Genomic DNA, 21,323 nt, shown 5'->3' with positions numbered 1-21,323 from the left:
ATTTAGACTGGCCGCATACACTTCTATAATCATTACATGGAGAACGGGCAACCGTTCTTCATGCTTGTCCAGAACCTTCCCCAATTCTTCGGCCCAATGAGTATACATAACAGGGAATGAGTATCATCCAATAGAAAATAGGAAAAGAGGAGAACCATTCATGATGCTGAAATTCAATACCGCAAGAGCAGCGGCTGCTTCGCCTGAGGATATTCTGAGACAGGCATTCGCAGACCGGATAGACGCAGCCGGCCAGCTAAGCGCCGTCTTCACGGATTCCCAGTGCATCGGAGCTGTTGGCGTAGCGGGCCTTCCGCTTCGGCTGCCTGCCATTCAGGAGCTGCTTAAGCTCCCGGAGGTGGCAGCGCTGCTGCCGAAGGAGACTGGCGCATCGGCGCTGTTCACCGTGAATGATACAGGTACGGAGCTATCCCTGCATATCCGCCATGCCGGAAGACAGGAACAGGCAATAGCTATACCGGAGGCGGCTGCAAGCGCGGCACTGGCGCAGCTTCAGGCTGCACCGGGCTGGGCTGGTGCCCTTAACGCTGAAGGCGAGCATGTGATTGACCTGCGTTCCCCCGTTCCGGGTCCGCACTTCGCGGTCAATCTGCTGCTGGGCAACCGGCTGGAGTTCCCTCATCCGCTCCAGACTACACCGAAGAGCGTGGTAGACCGCCTTGGCGGCGGCAGCTTTCGTTCCCATGCGGCTACCCAGGTGCTGGCGACCCGCTGGGATATGCGCCAGGAGGAGAACGGCTTCCCGGCCAACCGTCAATTCTATCTGTTTGAGGACGGGAAGCAGATCTTCTATTCCGCTGATCCGGGCGGAGAAGGTATTGAATCGGCGGTCTGCCGCCATTCACAGAATGTAACCATCATCACGTACCGCCTGTCTGGCGGACTTGAGATTACGCGCACCATCTTCATTCTGCCGCATGCTGAGGGTCTGCCGCTGGCGACCGAGATGCAGCGCGTTACGATTACGAACCATGGAGAGAGCAGCCGCCAGCTTCGTCTGGTGTACACGGGCATGTTCGGTTCGGCAGCACCGGGCGCTCTATTCGAGGATGTGCTGTATAGCAATGTTATTATGCAAGGCGGCGTATTGCAGGACGCTGATGGTGCCGTGGCTGCAATCAGCCCTGACTATTACCCGGAAGGCGGGCGTCATGATCTGCGCTTCCACACGATGATCATCCACGGGGAAGACGGACCGGTGCTGCCCCGCGAATATTGCGTCAGCTACAATGAGTTCGTCGGCACCGGCTCGCTTTACCGCCCATCCGGCGCGCTGAAGCTAAGCAGCATTCTGCACCGCAAGGGGCCGGGCTTCTTCGCGGTAGCGGGGGAGATTCAGGTTGCTGCCGGAGCCACGGCAGCAGTTGACCAGCTGACGGGCCTTGTCTCCGACAAGAGCGGTGCATCCTGGAGCGATACGGTACTGGAGGAAGAGGTAGGTGCGCTGATCGCCCGCTTCACAAGCCGCAGCTCGGCGGAAGAAGCCTTGGCGCAATCCCTGAAGTTCGTGCGGAATTACTCCAGGTTCCTGCAGGTATCCTCCGGGGACGCGGATTTCGACCAGTTCGTGAACCGTAATCTGCCTTTTCAGGTGCTCTACCAGAGCTTTGTCTCCCGTTCTTTCTGTCAGACCCAGAAGGGCTACCGGGAGATCGGCTTCCGTGAAATTCAGGATATGTATGCCTCGATGTATTATTTCGTCGGGATGGGCCGGGGCGGTCTCGTCAAGAGCCTGCTGAAAGAATGGACCAGCATGGTCTTCGAGCTGGGGTATGCGTATCACAATTTCTTCTGGGCCGGCAAAGAGCCGGGCAAATGGTCCGATGATGCGCTATGGCTGATCCAGGCTGTCTACCGTTATGTCATGCTGACCGGAGATTCGGAGTTCCTCGATGAGTCTTGTCCGGTAGCAGGCACGGACACAGAACGGCCGGTATTCGAGACCCTGAAGGCCATTATTGTCTATTCCGGACAGATTTCGATCGGACGCCACGGCCTGCCGCTGCTCGACTTCGCAGACTGGAACGACTGTCTGAAGCTCGATGACACCTACCTGAACGGCCCGGCCAAGGAAGCACTCTACCGGAAGCAGCTGGAGGCCGGCGGTGTCTTCGGGGATTCGCTGGAGAGTGATTATTCCGAGAGCGTCATGAACGCCTTCCTGCTGAAGGTGGCGGTCGATGAATTGTCCGCCCTGGCCGCCCGCAAAGGCGAGCAGGCGTATGCAGATGAGCTGACCGGCTTCGGAGCCAAGCTGCGTCAACGCATCCAGGAGCATGCCTGGAAGGGGGATTTCTTCGCCCGTGTGCTGTTCAACCGCTATGCGAACGGAGAATACACGTATCTCGGCGCTGCCGGGGACGGGATGTCCTCCGATCCGGCGAAGGACGGCTCGTACTTCCTGAATTCATTTAGCTGGAGCATTCTGGCGGGCTGTGCGGATGAGGATCAGATCGCGGTGATGCTGGACACCATGAAGGCGCATCTGATGACGCCTTATGGCATGAAGCTGGTTTCGCCGGTGGCGCTGGGCCGGGTATCCACGCACACGGCATCGGATGAATACTTCCCGGGTGACCGTGAGAACGGCGGCGTATTCAAGCATGCCTGTATGATGGCTGCTGCGGCTATGTTCAAGGGGGCAAAGGAAGTATCCAGCCCGGATCTGGCAGCAGAGCTCTGCCGCCTGGGTTACTGGCTGCTGGACCGGATTATGCCGTTCAAGACGATGGATGATCCGTTTGCCGTCTGCGGGAATCCGCGGTTCTGCACCCAATACAACAACAGCGAGACTGGTGAGAACATCGGTCCGATGCTTAGCGGCACCTCGACCTGGCTCACCCTCTCGCTGATGGAAGCGCTGGGTATTGAATATACGGAGCAGGGCATAGCCCTGAGTCCGGTGCTGCGGGAAGAGCAGACGGAGCTTACCTACACCTTGAAGCTTGGCAGCTCTTCCTACCGGATTCAGGTCCGTAAGCCGGAGGGCTTCCACCGCATGCAGGATGGGGCAACCCGCCTGATGCTGGACGGCCGGGTACTGGAGGACGGCCTGGTACCGGCCGTAGATGACGGCTTCGCCCATGAGGTAGAGCTTACCTTCGCAGGCTGACGGAATTACAGCGCCCGGTCACGGTATTCATGCGGGGTCATCCCCGCATATTCCTTGAAGAGCTTGATGAAATAATGGGCGTTGGAGTACCCGAGCTCCGAGGAAACTTCATAAATTTTGAGCGGCGTATGGATAAGCAGATACGCCGCTTTTTCCATCTTTACCTGACTGATGTAGTCGCTGATCCGCTTGCCGGTCTCCAGCTTGTACATTTTGGAGAGATAGACCGGATGCATCTGGACATGGTCGGCGATGGCCTGGAGGGAGACATAGTGCAGATTGCGGTTGATATACTCATGTACCTTGCGGATCAGCACGGTCCGGCTGTTCCGCCGTTCGGAATCCGTATGCTCTCTCAGCAGAAGGATAACCTCCATGGCCCACTCCCGCAGCTTGTCCGGCGTCTGAAAGGGAGCCTGCTCCAGCAGCGGATTGCCGACAATCTCGCTCAGCAGCTTGTTATTCTTGTGGGCGAAGTAATAGAAGGCCGTCTCCAAGTGCAGACGGGCTTCCTGGATATGCTCCAGTGACCGCTCGGGACTGTGGATCAGCTCCGATACGATAGCGTTCAGCTTATCTTCAATGCCCTGCCAGTTGTTCGCTTCGAACATGTGGAACAGCAGCGGAGGCTCATACAGCGGCTGGAGAATCTCCACGGGCTGGGAGCTGCTGTTATCCGTAGTATCGAGATAGATGCCGGTCTCGCTGCCGATATGCTGGCGGATGGCTGAGATGGCGGATTGATAGAGAGTGTAGACCTGATCCGGGAAGTCTCCCCAGCCGGTGGTCACCACGGACAGGCCGCCTCCCATCAGGGTACTGACATGATTCTGCAGCTGATAGGCAGCCTGGGCCACCTCATTTCCCGGATTGCCGCCGTGTTCAATATCCTCCCTGGGCTGCAGCAGGAATACAAGATAGTCATGCACATCCTTGCAGGACCAGATCAGGAACCGGTCCTGGAACAGCTCCTGGGCGATATTAATGATTGCATATTCAAACAGCAGCATGCTGTGCATATCCTGGCGGCGGAAGAATTCCTCGGGCCGGACCACGGCCAGACAGACCGGCTGTCCGGCCCTGAACGGCAGGTCGAACTGGTCCAGCCGCTCCTGAAGCTGCGGTCCGGGCAGCTTCCGTCCCTGCAGCAGCTCCCCGAGCAGGCGGTCCCGCAGAATGGGCAGATGCTCGCGGAAGGTCTGCATCGTCCGCTGGTGGGAGGACCAGGCCTCCCAGTCACTGCGCAGCTTCTCCTGCAGCTTACCGATGACGGCGATCAACTGGTCATTGGCTATCGGCTTAAGCAGATAGGCACTGGCCTGCTCCTCAATGGCCTTGCGGGCATATTCAAACTCCGCATAGCCGGTCAGCATGACCACCCGGATATGCTTCCAGCGCTTGCGGATGGCGGCAATCAGCTCGGTGCCGGACAGCTCCGGCATATTGATATCTGTGACTACAATATCGATGGGATGACGCTGGAGCAGCTCCAGCGCCTCATACCCGGAATAAGCCTTGTGGACCTGTCCGAAGCCCATCTCCGCCCAGGGAATCGAAATGGACAGATCATCGACCACATAGGGTTCATCGTCAACCAATAGAATTTGGTGCATCAGGTTCCTCTTTCTTCTCCATACGGAGAGTTGTTATTAGACCGCCTTCCGGTGAAGGGGCAATCATCAGGCCGGAAGCCTCGCCGTAATGTAATTTGAGACGCTGCTGGACATTCCATAGCCCGCAGCCTCCATCCTCACGCGTAGTTTCGTTGATACGCGCCTGAAGTGCGGCAATGGCTTCCTCTGTCATCCCGGCGCCGTTGTCCTCGACGGTAATGAGAATGGCTTCCTCGGTATGGCGGCCGGTGATCCGGATGGAGCCGGGGCCGATTTTTCGCTCAATGCCATGAATGATACTATTCTCTACTAGCGGCTGAATCAGCAGCCGGGGAATGTGCAGGTCCAGCAGCTCGCTCTCCATATCCATCTCGTAGCAGATACGCTGCTTCCGCAGGTTCTGGATCTTCAGGTAATTCTCCAGCAGCTTCAGCTCATCCTGAAGGGTGGTGAGGGAATGATCGACTCTGGTGATATAGCGGTAATATTCGCCTAAGCTGAGTGCCATCGCCTCCACGGACTCGGTATCTCCTATGGCGGCCTTGCTCTTGATGAAGAACAGGCAGTTGTACAGGAAATGCGGATTGATCTGTGATTGAAGCTGCTTCAGATGGGCATCCTTGGCCCGGAGCTGCTCCAGATAGACCTGCTCGATCAGCGACTGAATTTTCTCGGCCATGTCATTAAATTCTTCATTAAGCAGCGTGAACTCCGGGTTGGTCCGGGTATGGATACGGGTAGACCAGCGCCCTTCCTTCATCCGGTTGAGCGAACGCAGCAGAAGGCTCACCGGACGCTGCACCTGGCGGTAGAGCTGCAAGGAGAAAAGCAGGCTCATCACCAGCAGGATAGCCGATCCTGTCAGGAAGGAAGAGCGGCTGCTGCGGATCGGCTCAAGGATCTCCTTCAGCGGTGAATAATGCACGACCTGCCAGTTGATGGCCGAGGAGGGCACCGAGCTGACCAGGAAGCTGCCCTGCTTAAGATCGAAGATGTCGGAGGTACTCTTCCCGGCCGTGATATTCAGTGCCGCGGTGACCTGCTCCGCCATCTGCCGGTCCGAACTCCGCGAGAGGATGACGCCGAATGACGGATGGTACAGGAAGGTGTCCCCCGTGTTCTGCGACTGGTAGGCATCGAACATCCGTTCAATATTGGAGACCGGTAAATACATGGACATCAGCAGCTGCGCCTCGCGCGGCCGGCTTGTTGCCTGGGCAGGGTCCGATAAGAGCAGCCGGAAGCCTGCCTCCGCACCGGCCCTATCCTCCGAGATATACTCCCAGCCCGCCGGGAGCGGCTTGTGCAGGACAGAGACATCGAAGGACAGCGAGGAATCCGAGCCCAAGGTCTCCCCGCTGAAGGGCTTGTACAAGACAATCCGGTTCTCCCACGTACTGGAGCTGGTCTGGAGGGACAGCTTCTCAAGCACCGTCATAATCGTCTGGGCGGGATCAATAAGATGGCCCAGCTGCGTAATCTGCTCATAATCGCGGATGGTGGGGTCTCGCTGCAGGGCATACATGCTGCCCGCCAGCTGGTTGATGTTGTTATCCATCTGCTGGGTCAGAAATTCCAGATGATTCAGGTCGGTGGTTTTGATCTGACTTGTAATGACTCCGACATCCTTACGGTAGGATGATCCGTAGAATAAGAGTGTGGCGGCAATCAGCGAGAGCAGGATTGCCAACATTTTAATGAACAGGTTGGGACGCCATGCCACCATAAAGATCATCCTTTGCAAGACATTTGCTGTAATATGGAGAAGTGTATCATAAGATTATGAACTCTACGAAAAGCAGGTGGTTACATGAAAGTCCGTTCACCGCTGTTCCTGCTGCTCCTGATGTTGTCGGGCTGCTCCTGGGACAGTACCGAATATAGTCAGCCGCCCGCTTCACCGCAGAGTACAGCCCCTTACTTCGATGTTAAGGAAGGCAAATATGATCCTCCGGTAGACCTGTATACCGTAGGCTCCGTGAACCCCAATCTGAACTTTATCAAAGGGGAGAGCCTGGAGCATAACGTACATACGGCCTGGGCCGAGAAGCGGCTTGGCATCCGCATCCGTTATCTCTGGACGATCTCCGGGACCTCAGAGACTTACGCCAACAAGCTGAGGCTGGAGCTGGCCAAGGGCAATATGCCCGACATCGTAACGACCAGAGATGCCGCTATTATCCAGGAGCTGATTGATTCAGGGCAATTCATGGAAGTCGGCGACCTGTTCGAGCAGCATGCGTCCGAGGTGTGGAAGAAGGCTGTTGCCGAGGATGCTTCGGCATGGAACCCCTTCATGCGCGGCGCGCACCGGTATGCCATTCCCATTATGGATTATGAATATAACTCCGATCCGCTGCTCTGGGTCCGCCAGGATTGGCTGGACAAGCTTCATCTGAAAGCCCCGCAGACCCTGGATGAGCTGGAGCAGGTCATGGATGCCTTCGTCAACCGGGACCCGGACGGCAACGGAATCAAGGATACCTACGGCCTGTCGGTCGGATTCCGCAACGGCCCCAGCACTTGGATGGGAGACAGCAGCTGGGTGTTCGGCGCCTACGGTACGGTTCCTGAGCAGTGGAACCGCCGGAGTGACGGCACTCTGGAATACGGCTCCATCCAGCCCGGGGCAAGGAAGGCTGTCCATCTCATGAAGCAATGGGTACAGCGCGGTTATCTGAGCGCTGACAGCGCTTGGCTGGACGAAGAGGGAGCAGCGAACCAGTTCATCTCCGGCAAGGCAGGCATCATTGCCGGACCCTACTGGATGCGCGGCTGGCCGCTGTCCTCCCTGACCAATAGTGACGCTGAGGCGCACATCCGGGCAATTGCCATCCCTTCGGGGCCAGGTGGGCTCACCATGAGAAGAGGGGCCCTGCCTGTCAATGGTGCCATTCTGATTAATAAGCAGATGAAGCACCCTGAAATCTTTTTTACGTATCAGAATTATTTGTTCGATTCATACGCTACCTCGACCGGCGAGTTCGCCCATGGCCTTGCGGAGGGCTATGACTGGTCCATGGCGGGCGGCCAGCCGAGCGCCCAATCTTCGGCGCTGCCGCTGGGCGGCATCCGGGTAGCCTCGTACACGCTAACCTTCGACGGGGCCCGGATTCCCTCCGGGGTCATCCGGGAGATTCCGAAGGACATTGCCCCTGTGCTGCTGGGCCAGAAGGAGGCTTCCCGCAAGGAGCAGTTCACGGGACCTCCGACAGCGACGATGAAGCGTGACGGCGAGCTGCTGAAGAAGCTGGAGCAGAAAAGCTTCATCAAAATCATCTTCGCGGACAGCCCGCTTGAAGAATTCGACGAATTCGTGCACAAGTGGAACACCTACGGCGGACTTACCGAAACCATGGAAGTCAATGCCTGGGACCGCAGCAGCCGCTAAATACCGCAGGGACAAGAAACCGCCTCTATAATAAGGCGGTTTCTTGTCGTAGATAGGCTTGGGTGCTTCTGCCTATTTGCCTAACGGCGGCCCCACCCGAATCTGTTCCTCCTGTGCTGTATTCTTGCTATATATCGTACAGAAGGACGGCAGCAGCCGCCATACCAATGTGGCGATTGGAATAACAAATATTGAAGATGGGCCGCCATGATCCGCATAGACAAAAGGACCCCGGCGGATGCCGCTTGCGCACCGCCGGGGTCCATCTCCTGCCTGCAAGTTAGTTGCCTGTGAATTTCAGCCAATCGTAATAGGCGTACAGCGGGTTTGCCCCGTTATAGGAACCGAGCCAGGAATCCACACCGATTCCGTTCCAGAGGTTCATCATGATTTTACCGGGCCGGGAGGGGATGTTGCTGGTGGCCGTATGCTTCAAGACCCCGTCTACATACCATTTAATATAACCCGGCTGCCAGTCGAAGGCGTACGTATGATAGCTCTGGGAAGCATCGAAGCCAAGATTGACAATCTGCTCATGACCGCCAACACCATTGGTGTAATAGTTGAACTGGACCTTGGTGGTGTCCTTGCCGAGGAACTCAATATCGATCTCGTCCCAAGGCGTGCCGTCTGAAGGCCCGGTGTAGGTGAAGAAGGAGGAGACAATCCCGCTGTTCTTGGCCGGCTTCATACTGACCTCGTATTTGCCGTAGCCGTACTTGTACACAGAGCGGTACTCCGCGCCGTCAAATTTATTATTGCTGGGACTGGTCAGGGCCAGACGAAGCTGTCCGCCACTGGTGAAAGAGATGTTATTCGCACGCCAGGTACAGTTGAACATGGAGCCATTCGAGTAGCCGTCTGCTTTTTGCCAGGTTGCGGGGTTGAAGTAGGTCAGTGGCTCATCAAAGACGGTGGCCGCCGAAACGGACGGAGCTCCTGTCAGCAGACCGGCAAGCAGCAGGGTCATCCCTGCACCGAATAGCTTGTGTAGCGTTCTCCTCATATACAATACCCTCCTCAATAATGTAAGCGCTTTACACTATGATTGTAGCGAACCTTGAACCCGGCCACTATACCAACCTGCGAACTAAAATAACAAAAAACCAATTTTTTGCAGAGCGGAGTATTTCATTCCCCTCCCACACATACTAATATGCATGATGATTAAGGGCTGTACACGTTCAGGAGGGAGATTATGGAGGAGTGGTTCCGCAGTAAATGGCTCCGCTGGATGATCGGCGTGCTGCTCTCACTGATTATTCTATATTTCGTCTGGCTGCTCCGTCCGATGCTGAATGGGGTATTCCTGTTTCTAAAAGCGATCCTGGCCCCGTTCCTGGCCGCCATGATTATCTCATATGTACTGAATCCGGTGGTCACTATGCTCTCCCGGAGAAAAATGCCGCGCAGCGTAGCCGTCCTGCTGATCTATGCGGTGTTTCTGACCTCGCTTGCGGTGATTCTGATCAATCTGATCCCGATGTTCATTGAACAGCTAGAGGAGCTTAACGAGCATTTGCCGGAGATGACGCTGCACGCGCAGGGGCTGATGAAGGGCATGAATTCCAGACTGATTCCGCCCGGGGTGGAGACGGGAATGAATAACTGGTTCTATCAGCTGGAGAACCGCCTGGCCGAAGGCATCTCCCACTTCCTTAATAATATCGCTTCGACCATTGGCGTGCTGTTCAACGCATTCATTGTGCCTTTTCTCGTGTTCTATATTCTGAAGGACTTCGAGGTATTCGAACGGATGGTGGTATCCTGTCTGCCCCGTTCGCGCCGCAAGTCGATTGTGATGCTGTTAAAAGACATTGATGAAGCGCTCGGCAACTATATCCGCGGGCAGTTTCTCGTCTGCATCATCATCGGCGTGCTCGCTTATATCGGCTACGCGATTATCGGCATGCCTTATGCGCTGTTGTTCGCCTGTGTTGTCGCGGTATTCAACATTATTCCTTATATGGGTCCGTTTCTGGGGGCGGCCCCGGCCATTATAATGGCCACAACCTTGTCGTGGCGCCTTGTCCTGCTGGTGGCGGTGGTGAATACCCTGTGCCAAATGCTGGAGAGCAACGTGATCTCTCCGCAGGTTGTAGGACGGAAGCTGCATCTGCATCCGCTGCTGATCATCTTCGCGCTGCTGGTCGGCGGGGAGATTGCTGGAATGATCGGACTGATTCTGGCCGTTCCTTTCTTCGCTGCCGCCAAGGTGGTCATTCAGCATATCATCGGCTATTATATCCGCAGAAGGCCGGCATAAAGCAGCCTTAATTCATCCCGACACACGCAGGAACAGGGGGACCTGCGGCTACTTCGGGTGAAAGGATTGACGGTACATGTATCTTTTGGTTATAATGTGGTGAATATTACGATAAGAAGAGTCATTCATAGCAGTGCGATGAAGAGGAGTATTAATTCGTGAGACCGTTATTGCAGAGAGCCGGCACCCCAGGTGCGAGCCGGTTAACGGACCGCAGTGAACTCACCTCCGAGTAATGGCGCGAGCCGCAGGTTCCTTAGAGGGACCGGCGAGTGAACCGCCGTCGCCTCACCCCCGATACAGGGTGTCAAAGTGAGTGCCGGACAAAGAATGTCCGCCGCTAACTAGGGTGGTACCACGGGAATTCATACCTCTCGTCCCTAGCGATTATACGCTAGGGATGGGAGGTTTTTTTGCGGTTGGCCCGGGGGAACGGCGAAACGGAAGCGGGTCTGCCGGCCCGGCAAAGCATGGCCGATGGCCTTGCCGTGGCTTTTACGGCCCGGCGAATCATGGGCGGCTCTTGGGCTTTGCTGTTGCACTGGGCAAGTGAATTGGTTATTACAGATTTTATGTAAATATAAAGGAACGGAAAGAAATTTTGGAGCTGTAGCAACGTTAGTGGCCGCCTTTATACTCGGATTTCTACCTTGAAGCTTATAATTCAGAAATCCGAGTATAACAGCGGGCGGAAGCCCAAAACTTTCTGCAGTGACCCTTATTTACAGTATTTTTTTACAATAGAGTTACCTAATACAGCAACACTCCAAGGAGGAGCACAAGATGAGCGACAATATTGGATACCGCGCCCAGACCATCGAGCCGAAATGGCAGAAATTCTGGGACGAGAACAAGACCTTTAAGACAAGTGAAGAATCAGGCAAGCCGAAATTCTACGCCCTGGATATGTTCCCGTATCCTTCCGGCGCAGGGCTGCACGTAGGCCATCCGGAAGGCTATACCGCCACCGACATCGTGTCCCGCTTCAAACGGATGCGCGGCTACAACGTGCTGCACCCGATGGGCTGGGATGCCTTCGGACTTCCGGCAGAGCAGTATGCAATGGATACCGGCCAGCACCCGCGTGACATTACCTTCAAGAACATTGACAATTTCCGCCGCCAGATCAAGTCGCTGGGCTTCTCCTACGACTGGGACCGTGAGATCAGTACGACAGATCCGGGGTACTACAAGTGGACGCAGTGGATTTTCATCCAGCTGTACAACCGTGGACTGGCTTATGTGGCCGAAGTATCGGTGAACTGGTGCGAGGCGCTGGGAACCGTTCTGGCGAATGAAGAAGTCATCGACGGCAAAAGCGAGCGCGGCGGCCATCCCGTGGTCCGCAGACCGATGCGCCAGTGGATTCTGAAGATTACCGAATACGCCGACCGCCTGCTGGAGGATCTGGAGGAGCTGGACTGGGAAGAGAGCATCAAGGATATGCAGCGCAACTGGATCGGCAAATCGACCGGTGCTGAGGTGACCTTTGCGATTGAGGGGCATGAGGCTGTGCTTGAAGTGTTCACTACCCGTCCCGATACCCTGTTCGGAGCAAGCTATTGCGTACTGGCACCGGAGCATAAGCTGGTGGATGCCATCACTACGGATGAGCAGAAGGCAGCCGTTGCCGAATACCGCGACAAGGCTTCCCGCAAGAGCGATCTGGAACGCACGGATCTGGCTAAGGAGAAAAGCGGTGTATTCACCGGCGCGTATGCAATTAATCCGGTGAACGGTGCGCAGGTGCCGATCTGGATTGCCGACTACGTGCTGGCCGGCTACGGAACCGGAGCAATTATGGCCGTTCCGGGCCATGATGCCCGCGACTGGGAATTCGCCAAGCAGTTCGGCCTGAACATCATCGAAGTGGTGCAGGGCGGCAATATCGAAGAAGAAGCCTACTCCGGCGACGGTCCGCATGTCAATTCGGGATTCCTCGACGGTCTGTCCAATACTGAAGCGATGGCTCAGATGATCGCTTGGCTGGAAGAGAAGGGCAGCGGTAAGGGCAAAGTAACCTACCGCCTGCGGGACTGGCTGTTCAGCCGCCAGCGTTACTGGGGCGAGCCGATTCCGATTCTGCACCTGGAAGACGGCACGATGAAGACGGTGCCTGTGGATCAGCTGCCGCTGGTTCTGCCGGATGTGGATGCTATCAAGCCTTCGGGCACCGGGGAATCTCCGCTGGCGAATGTGACCGAGTGGGTCGAGACGGTTGATCCCGAGACCGGCATGAAAGCCCGCCGCGAGACCAACACCATGCCGCAATGGGCCGGCAGCTGCTGGTACTACCTGCGTTATATCGATCCGCACAACGATCAGGAGCTGTGTTCACCGGAGAAGCAGAAGGAATGGCTGCCGGTTGACCTGTACATCGGCGGAGCCGAGCATGCGGTGCTTCACCTGCTGTATGCCCGCTTCTGGCACAAGGTACTCTATGATATCGGCGTAGTCGATACCAAGGAGCCGTTCCACAAGCTGGTCAACCAGGGAATGATCCTGGGGAACAACAACGAGAAGATGAGTAAATCGCGCGGTAATGTCATTAACCCGGATGAGATCGTGGAAGCTTACGGGGCAGATACCCTGCGCGTCTATGAGATGTTCATGGGGCCGCTGGAGGCCACCAAGCCTTGGAACGAGAAGGGTGTCGAAGGCATTCATCGCTTCCTCTCCCGCGTATGGCGCCTGTTCGTGAATGAAGACGGCAGCCTCAGCGCGAAGATTACAGAGGGCGGGGGTACGGATGAATTCAAACGCACCTGGCACAAGACACTGAAGAAGGTCACGGAGGATTTCGAGCTGCTGCGCTTCAATACGGCGATCAGCCAGCTGATGATCTTCATCAATGATGCCTACAAGCAGGAGAGCCTGTCCAAGGAAGCAGCTGAACATTTCGTGCAGATGCTGTCCCCGCTGGCACCGCATATTGCCGAAGAGCTGTGGGAGCTGCTTGGACATGAAGGAAGCATCAGCTATGTCGCCTGGCCGGCCTATGATGAAGCCTTGACCGTAGATGCTGAGGTTGAGATTGTAGTGCAGGTCAATGGTAAAATCGTCCAGCGCGCACTGATTCCGGCGGATATGGGCCAGCAGGAAATGCAGGACCACGCCCTGGCCCTGCCGAATGTGAAGGCGGCCGTCGAAGGCAAAACCGTACGCAAAATCATTGCCGTTCCCGGCAAGCTGGTAAATATCGTAGTGGGTTAAGCGAAGAACGCAATTCTGCCCGCAGCAACGGAGGTTTCCGTGCTGCGGGCTTTCTTGGTTTCGGGCGGCCTGTGAAGCGTGACGACTGCCAGAATGGGAAGGGACAGGGCCAAGGCAGGGGGCAGGATGGCTTAACGGTCTAAGCGGCTCTGGGCGATGCTGCCGAGGCCGAACAGCTCGTCGAGCTTTTCCACATCCTCATCATACTTGTCGTGTGTGGTGGTGATCAGGCGTTCAAACACCCCTTCAAGACTCGTCTGCAGATGGTTCAGCGCTTGCGCGGTAATGCCTCCACGGACGGCTACCCGTTCCTGCAGCTCCTGCGGAGTAAACGAGCCTTCGGTCAACAGCTTGCCCGTACCCAGCAGCATCTCACCCGCCAGCCGGGTGACCAGGGCTTCATCGATGCCGGTTGCTTCTACAGCCGCTTCAATCCACCGCTCCAGGAAATAGCTCAGAAAGGCCGGACCGCAGCTGGAGAAATCCGAGGCAATCCGCGTATGATTCTCAGGAATTTCCTCAGGAACACCAATGCAGGAGAATAACTGGAGCAGCAGCAGCCTGTCTTTTTTATTTAATCGGCTACCGAAGATGCACAGCGAGCTCCCGCCTCGGACGGAATGGGTGATGCTGGGAATGATTTTGGCGACCTTGGAGGGCAGGGCCGATTCCAGATGGTAGAGCTGCACAGGGCTTGTAATCGATACAACGATCTGGTCGCTGCGCAGATAAGGGGCGATCTCATCGGTTACCCGCTTGAACTGCAAAGGCTTGACACACAGGAGCACCAGGTCGCTCTCCGAGGCGGCTTCGATGTTGCCGGAGCATATCGTAATTCCGGGATGAAGCTTCTTCAGCTCCATCAGCCTGCCCGGGCTGCGGTTGCTGGCCATCACATCACATGGCTCAAGGGCTCCCGACCGAAGGAAGGTGTCGATCAGCAGACTTCCCATGCTGCCTGTTCCGATAAATCCCACTTTCATCCTGTGGTACCTCCTTTCTTATGCTGCTGGCTTACAGTGATACTCTTCGTTATATGTATGCAGGCCAGACTTGGACACATGACAGGTATTCATCGCAATTTTGAATAAAATTCCAGTTTATTGAGGGAGGACAACCTGATGGATAAAAGATTGATCATCTGCGCCATTACCGCCGCGCTGCTGGGCGGCGGTCTGGTGTGGGCCGCAGACCACAGAGCACAGGACGCCGGCATCGCCGGATGGAAGACGCTGAACGCAGGGATGGCACAGGCGTTAGGAGTGGCGGATGAAGGTGAGGCTGGCAGAGCGGCCGCCGGGGGTGATGGCGGGAGTGTGGCTGGTGCAGCGGGGAGTAGAGCGGAAGGTGGCGAGGTATCGGGTGGCGGTACGACGAGTAATGGAGTGGCTAGCGGGAGTGCGGCGGGGGACGGGGCAGTTGGCTGGAGTGTTGCAGGTGCGGCGGGTAGTGGAGAGGCAGGTGGCGAGGTAGCTGGTGGCGGTACGGCGGGTAGTGGAGTAACTGGCAACGCAGTCATGGGTGGTGCAACAGTGGACACAGGAGCTAGCGGGAGTGTGATTGGTAATGGAGTTGCTGGCGCGAATGTTGTAGGCGAGGCGGGTAGCGGAGTTATTGGCGGTGCGGCCACCGGTGATGGAACAGCTGGCGCTGGAGCGGCGAGTGCCGGGATAGCGGGTGCGGGTGCGGCGGACTCAGGAGGACCCGGAGGAGCGGCGGGAAGCGGCGGTGCAAGTGGAACGGCGGCTGCAACAGCTGGAACTGGTGGAGCCGCTGGCACTGCAGCCCCGGCAGCGGCTGACGGCCGGATCAATGTGAATACAGCCGATGCCAAAGCCCTTATGGATCTGCCGGGCATCGGGGAGAAGAAAGCACAGGCGATTATCGACTACCGCAGCAGCAAGGGAGCCTTCCGCAGCGTGAAGGAGTTGGGCAAGGTGAAGGGCATCGGCCCCAAGCTGCTGGAGAAGCTGAAGCCGCTGGTGGCATTTTAAGGCCGCCGTCCCGAATGTCTCCGTCTCCGAACAACCCGTCTGTCGGGGAAGCAGTTGGATTTCCTCCACTTAATAAATCTTAAATGCTACCTTGACGAACAGTAAGTGGATTTAGGGCATCTAATTTGTTCCGAATGCGCTGAATCAGCGATTTGTAACGAATTAAGTGTCGTTTTTCCAACTACTAGCTTACATTCGGCGCTTTTACCAGTAACAGTTGTAGTTTTTCCATTTAGCGGGCTCCATACTGAGCATGGACAGAGGCACAGTAAGCTGCAATTGCACTCTGTACATTAGATTAGACCTCAATCCGCCTGAAAACTGAATCTGCTGCACTTCGTACATTAGAATTTTGCAAAAGAGGTTCTTTGGAGACTAAATGAAAGAATCAATTGTATGAAGTGCAGAGAACGTTACTTAGGCGCTGAGAATGCTATTTCTACTGTATGAAGTGCAATCACACCCCACTCTACGGATGAGCAAATGTGGTGTAGAATTGGCGGGACGGGAGATCTAAGCGAGGGATAGGCGAAATGTAGGTTGTTGCGGGCTATCAATATCCTAGTGAAAACGCAGACAGGTATGCTACAATAATGAACAACTATTTAGAGAAAGTGGAGATTTCTGATGACTGTGGCTTACCGCAAGAACTGGGATACATACTTTATGGATATTGCCTGCATGGTCTCCACCCGTTCGCGCTGTCCCCGCCGCCATGTCGGCGCGGTGCTGGTGCAGGGGAAGAAGCTGCTGGGTACTGCCTATAACGGTGCGCCGATGGGCGTTCCTGACTGCTCGGAAGCAGGTTGTATGGTATCTGAGCAATACGAGCGTGAGATGATAGACGGTGTAGAGACAATGGTCAAGAAGCAGCGCTGCATCCGCACGATCCATGCCGAGCAGAATCTGCTGCTATTCACCGACCGGAGCGACCGGGAAGGCAGTACCGTTTATGTGACGGATGAACCCTGCTGGACCTGTGCCAATATGCTGGCGAACAGCGGAATCGTGGAGATTGTCTACCTGCGTCCTTACAAGAAAGACATGGAGAAGGTACAGGCGATGCTCTCCTCCAAAGGCATCGTGTTCCGTCAACTGGAGAACTATGAGCCGCCTAAAGAAACGATGATTTCAGTATCTGAATAAGCAGCACCTACGGATGGGCTGACGGGCTTAACATAGTTGGCTGAACGAGACGCGAAAAGAATAGTGACGGGCTTCAGGGGAAGAACCTCTGTACACGCATTTGTATGCGTATGCAGGGGTTTTTTGGCGTCCGGAGACCTGATTTGGAAGGAGAGATGAAGATGAACAGAAGGCCGCTCTTAAGCTTTACGGTCTGCTGGGTGGCGGGGAGCGCGGCAGGTTGTGTGTTCTCCGGGCGGAGCCTGCTGCTATGCCTCGCAGGGCTATTGCTGCTGCCTGTTGTCTGGGCGGTGAGCGGCGGAATACGCTGGAAGACGGCTGCTGCGTTGGTGACAGCACTAATCGTGGCGGCACTTTACTGGGAATACAGTGAGATACGTAATGTGAGTCTGCTGCCCAAGGCATTGGGGCACCCGGCAGGCGAATTGAATGAGGCATACGTAACAGCCGCAGGCGTTATTGCTTCTCCGGTGGAGCGGGACGGGGACCGGGTAGATTTTGTCGTGAAGCTGTCCGGGATCAGGCTGCATCAAGGGGAACAGGCCGCCACAGAGGGAACGGAAGGCGAAGTGAAGGCGGAAGTGAATCCGGGTGTTGCCGCAGAGACAGACGCAGAGATAGATGCAGCGGAAGCGGGAGTGAGGGATGCTGAAGGTGAACGTGTAACCGTACAGATCAGACTTCAGGAGGAAAGTGAGATCGCAGAGGCTGCATTGTGGCAACGCGGAGACAAATTGACTATTGAGGGTGAACTGATCCAGCCGCAGACAGCGCGCAACTTCGGCGGATTCGACTACCGTGCCTATCTGCTCACCCAAAAGATACACTGGCTGCTCAAAGGAACGGGAACAGCCAGTGTAAAGGTTAATCCCCAAGTCTCGTGGGAGCCGGCCACTATTTTACGATGGAATGACAAGGCCAGATCCGTGCTCGGTGCAGAAATGAGCCGCTTATTTCAGGAGCCTCATGCGGGTTATATGAAGGGCCTGGTCATCGGTATCCAAAAGGAGCTGGACCCGGAGACCTTCAGACAATTCTCGCAGCTCGGGCTCACCCATATCCTGGCCATCTCGGGGATGCATGTGGCGGTGTACGTAGGAGTGATCCTTGTTCTCCTGCGCCGCTGCCGCTTGACCAGAGAAACTGCATTAACGGTGACCCTGCTGCTTGTTCCAATCTATGTGCTGCTGTCCGGGGCGGGACCGTCTGTGATCCGCGCCGGGATCATGAGCATGATTGCCCTGCTGGCGGCAAGGCTCGGCATGCTCAAGGATGGACTCAACATTCTGGCGGCGTCCGCTCTGATGATGCTGGTCTGGAATCCTTATCTGCTGCTTAGTGTCAGCTTTCAGCTGTCTTTTCTGGTGACGGCAGGACTCATGGTGTATATACCGCTCGCTGCGCCGCTGTTCAAGCGGTTGCCGGGCTGGCTGGGCAGCAGCCTCTCCGTAACGATTATTGCTCAGCTGGTCTCGTTTCCGCTGACGGTTTATTATTTCAACCAATTCTCATTGTTGTCCGTTGCTGCCAATCTGCTGCTGGTTCCCTTCATCACTTTCTTGGTGCTGCCTTTGGGAACACTGGCACTGCTCCTTGGGCGGATCTGGAATACAGCAGCACTTTTGCTGGCACAGCTTGCAGAGATACTGAATAATATCACTTTTGCAGCAGTGGAGTGGGTGAACGGATTCACCGCCGGGGTGCTGATCTGGGCTTCCCCTTCCTTTCTGTGGATTTGTCTCTACTACGGGCTACTGTACGGTCTGTTACTTGCGTTGAAGCGGAGGACTGAGGCTAGGCTTGTTCCCCAGTTCATGGATGATGAGACCCGTCCGCTGGCGGAACTGGATCTGCCGGGTAACCCTATCAACACCACCAACCAGCCAGATTTGCTATCCATTGCGAACAGCAGAAGAGCCGCGCTGGCCTTTCAAGCCTATCCGCCGACTGGAGCTACGCGCTGGAGCAATCCCGCAGCGATACTGTGCGCTATAGGCCTGACCATTCTGCTCTATAAGGGCTATAACGCTGAGGCTATACGCGACGGCTCCGGTTCCATCAGCTTCCTGGATATAGGCCAGGGGGACAGCAGTCTGATTACCACGCCAGGTGGAACGCATATCCTGGTGGACGGCGGCGGTACTGTGAGCTTCGGCAACCGGGAGGAATGGCGCATCCGCCGCAGCCCGTTCGAGGTCGGGGCGAAGACGCTGCTGCCGCTCCTGAAGCAGCGGGGTATCCACCAGCTGGACGCGGTTATTCTGACGCATGGCGATCAGGACCATGCCGGAGGGCTCCAGGCGGTGCTGGAAGGGATGCCGGTATCGGCGCTGCTGTTCAACGGAACATTAGCCGACACAGAGCCGTACACCAAGCTGATGACGACTGCGCTGGACACGGGTGTCCGGCTGTATCCGGTGCAGCAGGGCATGTCGCTCGCTCCGGACGAGGCCACGCGGCTGAACTTCCTCTGGCCGGAGCAGCGAGCGGATGGACAGATCCTGCCAGAGGAAGTGGAGGATCAGAACCACGAATCGGTGGTGTTCCGGCTGGAGATGAACGGCCGGAGCTTTCTTTTCACAGGAGATATGGATCAGGCTGCAGAGGAAGCGATCCTGCGGTCCGCAAGGCAATCCGGGATTGCGCAAGGCAAGCCCATAGATGTCTTGAAAGCCGCCCACCACGGCAGCAAAACAGCCACCAGCGCTGACTGGCTGGCCTTCTGGAAGCCCGGTGCCGCTGTGATCTCAGCCGGTGTGAACAACCTTTACGGCCATCCGCACGGTGTTGTGTTGGACCGGTTGGCTGACGCAAATACTGAGATCTACCGGACGGATCAGCAGGGGGAGATTCAGTTGAGGGTAGGCAAGGGGGGAATCAACGTACGCCATAAGCTCAATTAGTGTGTAAATAGCCTTAGAGTTTAAACTATACTTCTTTATGCTTGTTTCAACTCCCTTTAGCTATTGAGCAAGTAATTGTATCGAATAAAATTTGGAATACAAAAAACAAGCCCACTCTCCGATATTCAGGAGAGGGGCTTGCAGTCATATTAAAACTTATAAAAATTGAAGCACCGTAATAAACAAACCGCGTTGAGTTTTTAGAATGATATTTGTCCACTAACAATAACTGAACCTGCCGATAAATTAGTTATAAAGAATCTAATATGAGTTGCACCAGCATAATGGGCAAAGCATAGTTAGATGTGTCAGTAAAACTCTGTATAGTTTGTCCATTGTCAGTATTGAAATGTCCATATTGCATAGTTGTTGGACTTGTTTGATTAGTGGAAAAACTCATACTAACAAGAGTAGTGGTAGCTACCGTCCACGGCTGACCATCAGATCTGGAATAAATCATTTTTACGCCTTGTGGAATGGTGTGACTGCTTAAAGGGGTCACGCTTTGTATTGAAAAATCATTTGAAGATTTAACAGCTTTCGAATCAACGGGTAAAATATAAAAATAAATTTTTGTATTATCTTCTGTGTCTACTAGACCTGAATCAACTATTAGGGGTTCTGTGAAAGAGCCTGCATTCTTTACAATTTCATTAACTGCACTTGAAATTTTTTCTTCAGTTAATTTAACAGAGTTATCCTTTGCAAATACCATGTTTGGGAAAACCAGAATTAAAATAATCATTGAAAATAATAAAAGCTTTTTAGAATTAAACCTCAATATAATTCCTCCTTTGTAAATTAAAATTAGTGATTACTTCTGGCGTTTTGTAGTCACTCAATACATAATCATCTAATTTTTACCTAATTAATATATTACACATAATGGAACTTAATCAAAATAATAAATAAAAAAATAAATTTATGGTTCATTTTTGAGTGCATATAGGATAAAATATAATAATTAATCCTTTTTAAGGTAATGGAGAGATTTGAGTAAACCTATAAGAACTAAATATTCAAGGAGGTTAAAAATGATTAAAAAGTGGTTACTTTCATCGTTTGAAATTAACTTGAGATTTAGGAGAGTTTATTTGCTAACTACTATTGGAGTTATAGTTATTGCAATTAGTATAGTTTTTGCTTACAGAGAAAATCCAAAAAAATCCAATGTCCCATTCCTAGTAGGGCTTTCTGAGCAAGAAGCCGTAACACTATTAGAAAATCTTAATTTGCGTGTAAACATAAAAGAAGATGCCAATAATTATCTTGTAGAGAATGGAATAGTAACTGGCCAATCTCCTATTGAGAATACTCAAATTGCTAAAAATGAAATTGTAACGATAAGTGTGAAAAATAATAAATAAATTTTTATAATTGGATATGGCGGATTGCCATAACTCCTTAAGTCAACACACTAAAAGAATCACAAGAGTTTATTTAATAATCATCAGGAGGGGGTATTCGCTCTTGAATCCAGAGTACTGTCTTCTATGTACCAATCCGTTTTACCCGATTCTATTAATCTCCAGAACTCAGCACATCAATACCGTTTAGATCGGAGATATTATTTTATTTGTTTATGAGTTAGCGCTGGGATGATGAAGGCCATTGAAATAAGCTACGCTACCCCAAATAGTTTGGGTATAAGCGTAGCTTTTTGT

14 protein-coding genes are annotated in these 21,323 nt (G+C 54.3%); 9 read left to right on the top strand and 5 right to left on the bottom strand.

Translation table 11 applies throughout. The features are described from left to right. Window positions 1-160 precede the first annotated feature (160 nt). Window positions 161-3,133, top strand: coding sequence for a GH36-type glycosyl hydrolase domain-containing protein (locus J2Z70_RS10055; protein ID WP_209872237.1), 2,973 nt, complete (start codon window positions 161-163; stop codon window positions 3,131-3,133). 5 nt (window positions 3,134-3,138) lie between these two features. Here J2Z70_RS10055 and J2Z70_RS10050 read toward each other — a convergent pair whose 3' ends face one another. After that, window positions 3,139-4,746, bottom strand: coding sequence for a response regulator (locus tag J2Z70_RS10050; protein WP_209872234.1), 1,608 nt, complete (start codon window positions 4,744-4,746; stop codon window positions 3,139-3,141). Further along, the gene (locus J2Z70_RS10045; protein ID WP_209872231.1) at window positions 4,724-6,472 is read right to left on the bottom strand and encodes a sensor histidine kinase; all 1,749 of its coding nucleotides are present in this window, start codon (window positions 6,470-6,472) and stop codon (window positions 4,724-4,726) included. Before J2Z70_RS10045 ends, J2Z70_RS10050 begins: the two co-directional genes overlap by 23 nt. 84 nt (window positions 6,473-6,556) lie before the next feature. Between J2Z70_RS10045 and J2Z70_RS10040 the strand changes: the two genes are divergently transcribed. Further along, a complete protein-coding gene (locus J2Z70_RS10040; RefSeq protein ID WP_209872228.1) occupies window positions 6,557-8,137 on the top strand; it encodes an extracellular solute-binding protein in 1,581 nt (526 codons plus the stop codon). Between the two features lie 280 nt (window positions 8,138-8,417). Here J2Z70_RS10040 and bglS read toward each other — a convergent pair whose 3' ends face one another. Continuing rightward, complete coding sequence (bglS, locus tag J2Z70_RS10035) at window positions 8,418-9,107, bottom strand: beta-glucanase (RefSeq protein ID WP_245368144.1); 690 nt, start codon at window positions 9,105-9,107, stop codon at window positions 8,418-8,420. A gap of 228 nt (window positions 9,108-9,335) precedes the next feature. Between bglS and J2Z70_RS10030 the strand changes: the two genes are divergently transcribed. The 3 genes from J2Z70_RS10030 to leuS all read left to right on the top strand — a co-directional run bounded on the left by J2Z70_RS10030 (window position 9,336) and on the right by leuS (window position 13,616). Continuing rightward, window positions 9,336-10,403, top strand: a complete 1,068-nt coding sequence (locus J2Z70_RS10030) for an AI-2E family transporter (protein WP_036732291.1) — start codon at window positions 9,336-9,338, stop codon at window positions 10,401-10,403. A gap of 413 nt (window positions 10,404-10,816) precedes the next feature. Continuing rightward, a complete protein-coding gene (locus J2Z70_RS10025) occupies window positions 10,817-10,981 on the top strand; it encodes a hypothetical protein (RefSeq protein ID WP_209872221.1) in 165 nt (54 codons plus the stop codon). Between the two features lie 205 nt (window positions 10,982-11,186). Next, complete coding sequence (leuS, locus tag J2Z70_RS10020; RefSeq protein ID WP_036732290.1) at window positions 11,187-13,616, top strand: leucine--tRNA ligase; 2,430 nt, start codon at window positions 11,187-11,189, stop codon at window positions 13,614-13,616. 131 nt (window positions 13,617-13,747) lie between these two features. On the opposite strand, the gene comER is transcribed toward leuS, so the two are convergent. Continuing rightward, window positions 13,748-14,599, bottom strand: a complete 852-nt coding sequence (gene comER, locus J2Z70_RS10015) for a late competence protein ComER (RefSeq protein ID WP_209872218.1) — start codon at window positions 14,597-14,599, stop codon at window positions 13,748-13,750. Between the two features lie 138 nt (window positions 14,600-14,737). On the opposite strand from comER, the gene J2Z70_RS33245 reads away from it, so the two are divergent. The 3 genes from J2Z70_RS33245 to J2Z70_RS10000 all read left to right on the top strand — a co-directional run bounded on the left by J2Z70_RS33245 (window position 14,738) and on the right by J2Z70_RS10000 (window position 19,659). Then, window positions 14,738-15,610: a ComEA family DNA-binding protein gene (locus J2Z70_RS33245; protein ID WP_245368121.1), complete on the top strand. Its 873-nt coding sequence runs from the start codon at window positions 14,738-14,740 to the stop codon at window positions 15,608-15,610. A gap of 627 nt (window positions 15,611-16,237) precedes the next feature. Then, the gene (locus tag J2Z70_RS10005; RefSeq protein ID WP_076082103.1) at window positions 16,238-16,756 is read left to right on the top strand and encodes a deoxycytidylate deaminase; all 519 of its coding nucleotides are present in this window, start codon (window positions 16,238-16,240) and stop codon (window positions 16,754-16,756) included. A gap of 161 nt (window positions 16,757-16,917) precedes the next feature. Continuing rightward, the gene (locus J2Z70_RS10000) at window positions 16,918-19,659 is read left to right on the top strand and encodes a ComEC/Rec2 family competence protein (RefSeq protein ID WP_209872215.1); all 2,742 of its coding nucleotides are present in this window, start codon (window positions 16,918-16,920) and stop codon (window positions 19,657-19,659) included. Window positions 19,660-19,909: 250 nt separating this feature from the next. Here J2Z70_RS10000 and J2Z70_RS09995 read toward each other — a convergent pair whose 3' ends face one another. Next, complete coding sequence (locus J2Z70_RS09995; protein ID WP_209872212.1) at window positions 19,910-20,440, bottom strand: hypothetical protein; 531 nt, start codon at window positions 20,438-20,440, stop codon at window positions 19,910-19,912. 253 nt (window positions 20,441-20,693) lie between these two features. Here J2Z70_RS09995 and J2Z70_RS09990 point away from each other — a divergent pair, with 253 nt between their 5' ends. Beyond that, entirely contained in the window at window positions 20,694-21,026 is a 333-nt protein-coding gene (locus tag J2Z70_RS09990; protein ID WP_036732281.1) for a PASTA domain-containing protein, read from the top strand. Window positions 21,027-21,323 lie beyond the last annotated feature (297 nt).

It is taken from the genome of Paenibacillus silagei (assembly GCF_017874735.1).
Lineage (GTDB): Bacteria > Bacillota > Bacilli > Paenibacillales > Paenibacillaceae > Paenibacillus_AQ > Paenibacillus_AQ silagei.
This window is presented reverse-complemented; position numbering and strand designations above follow the sequence as displayed.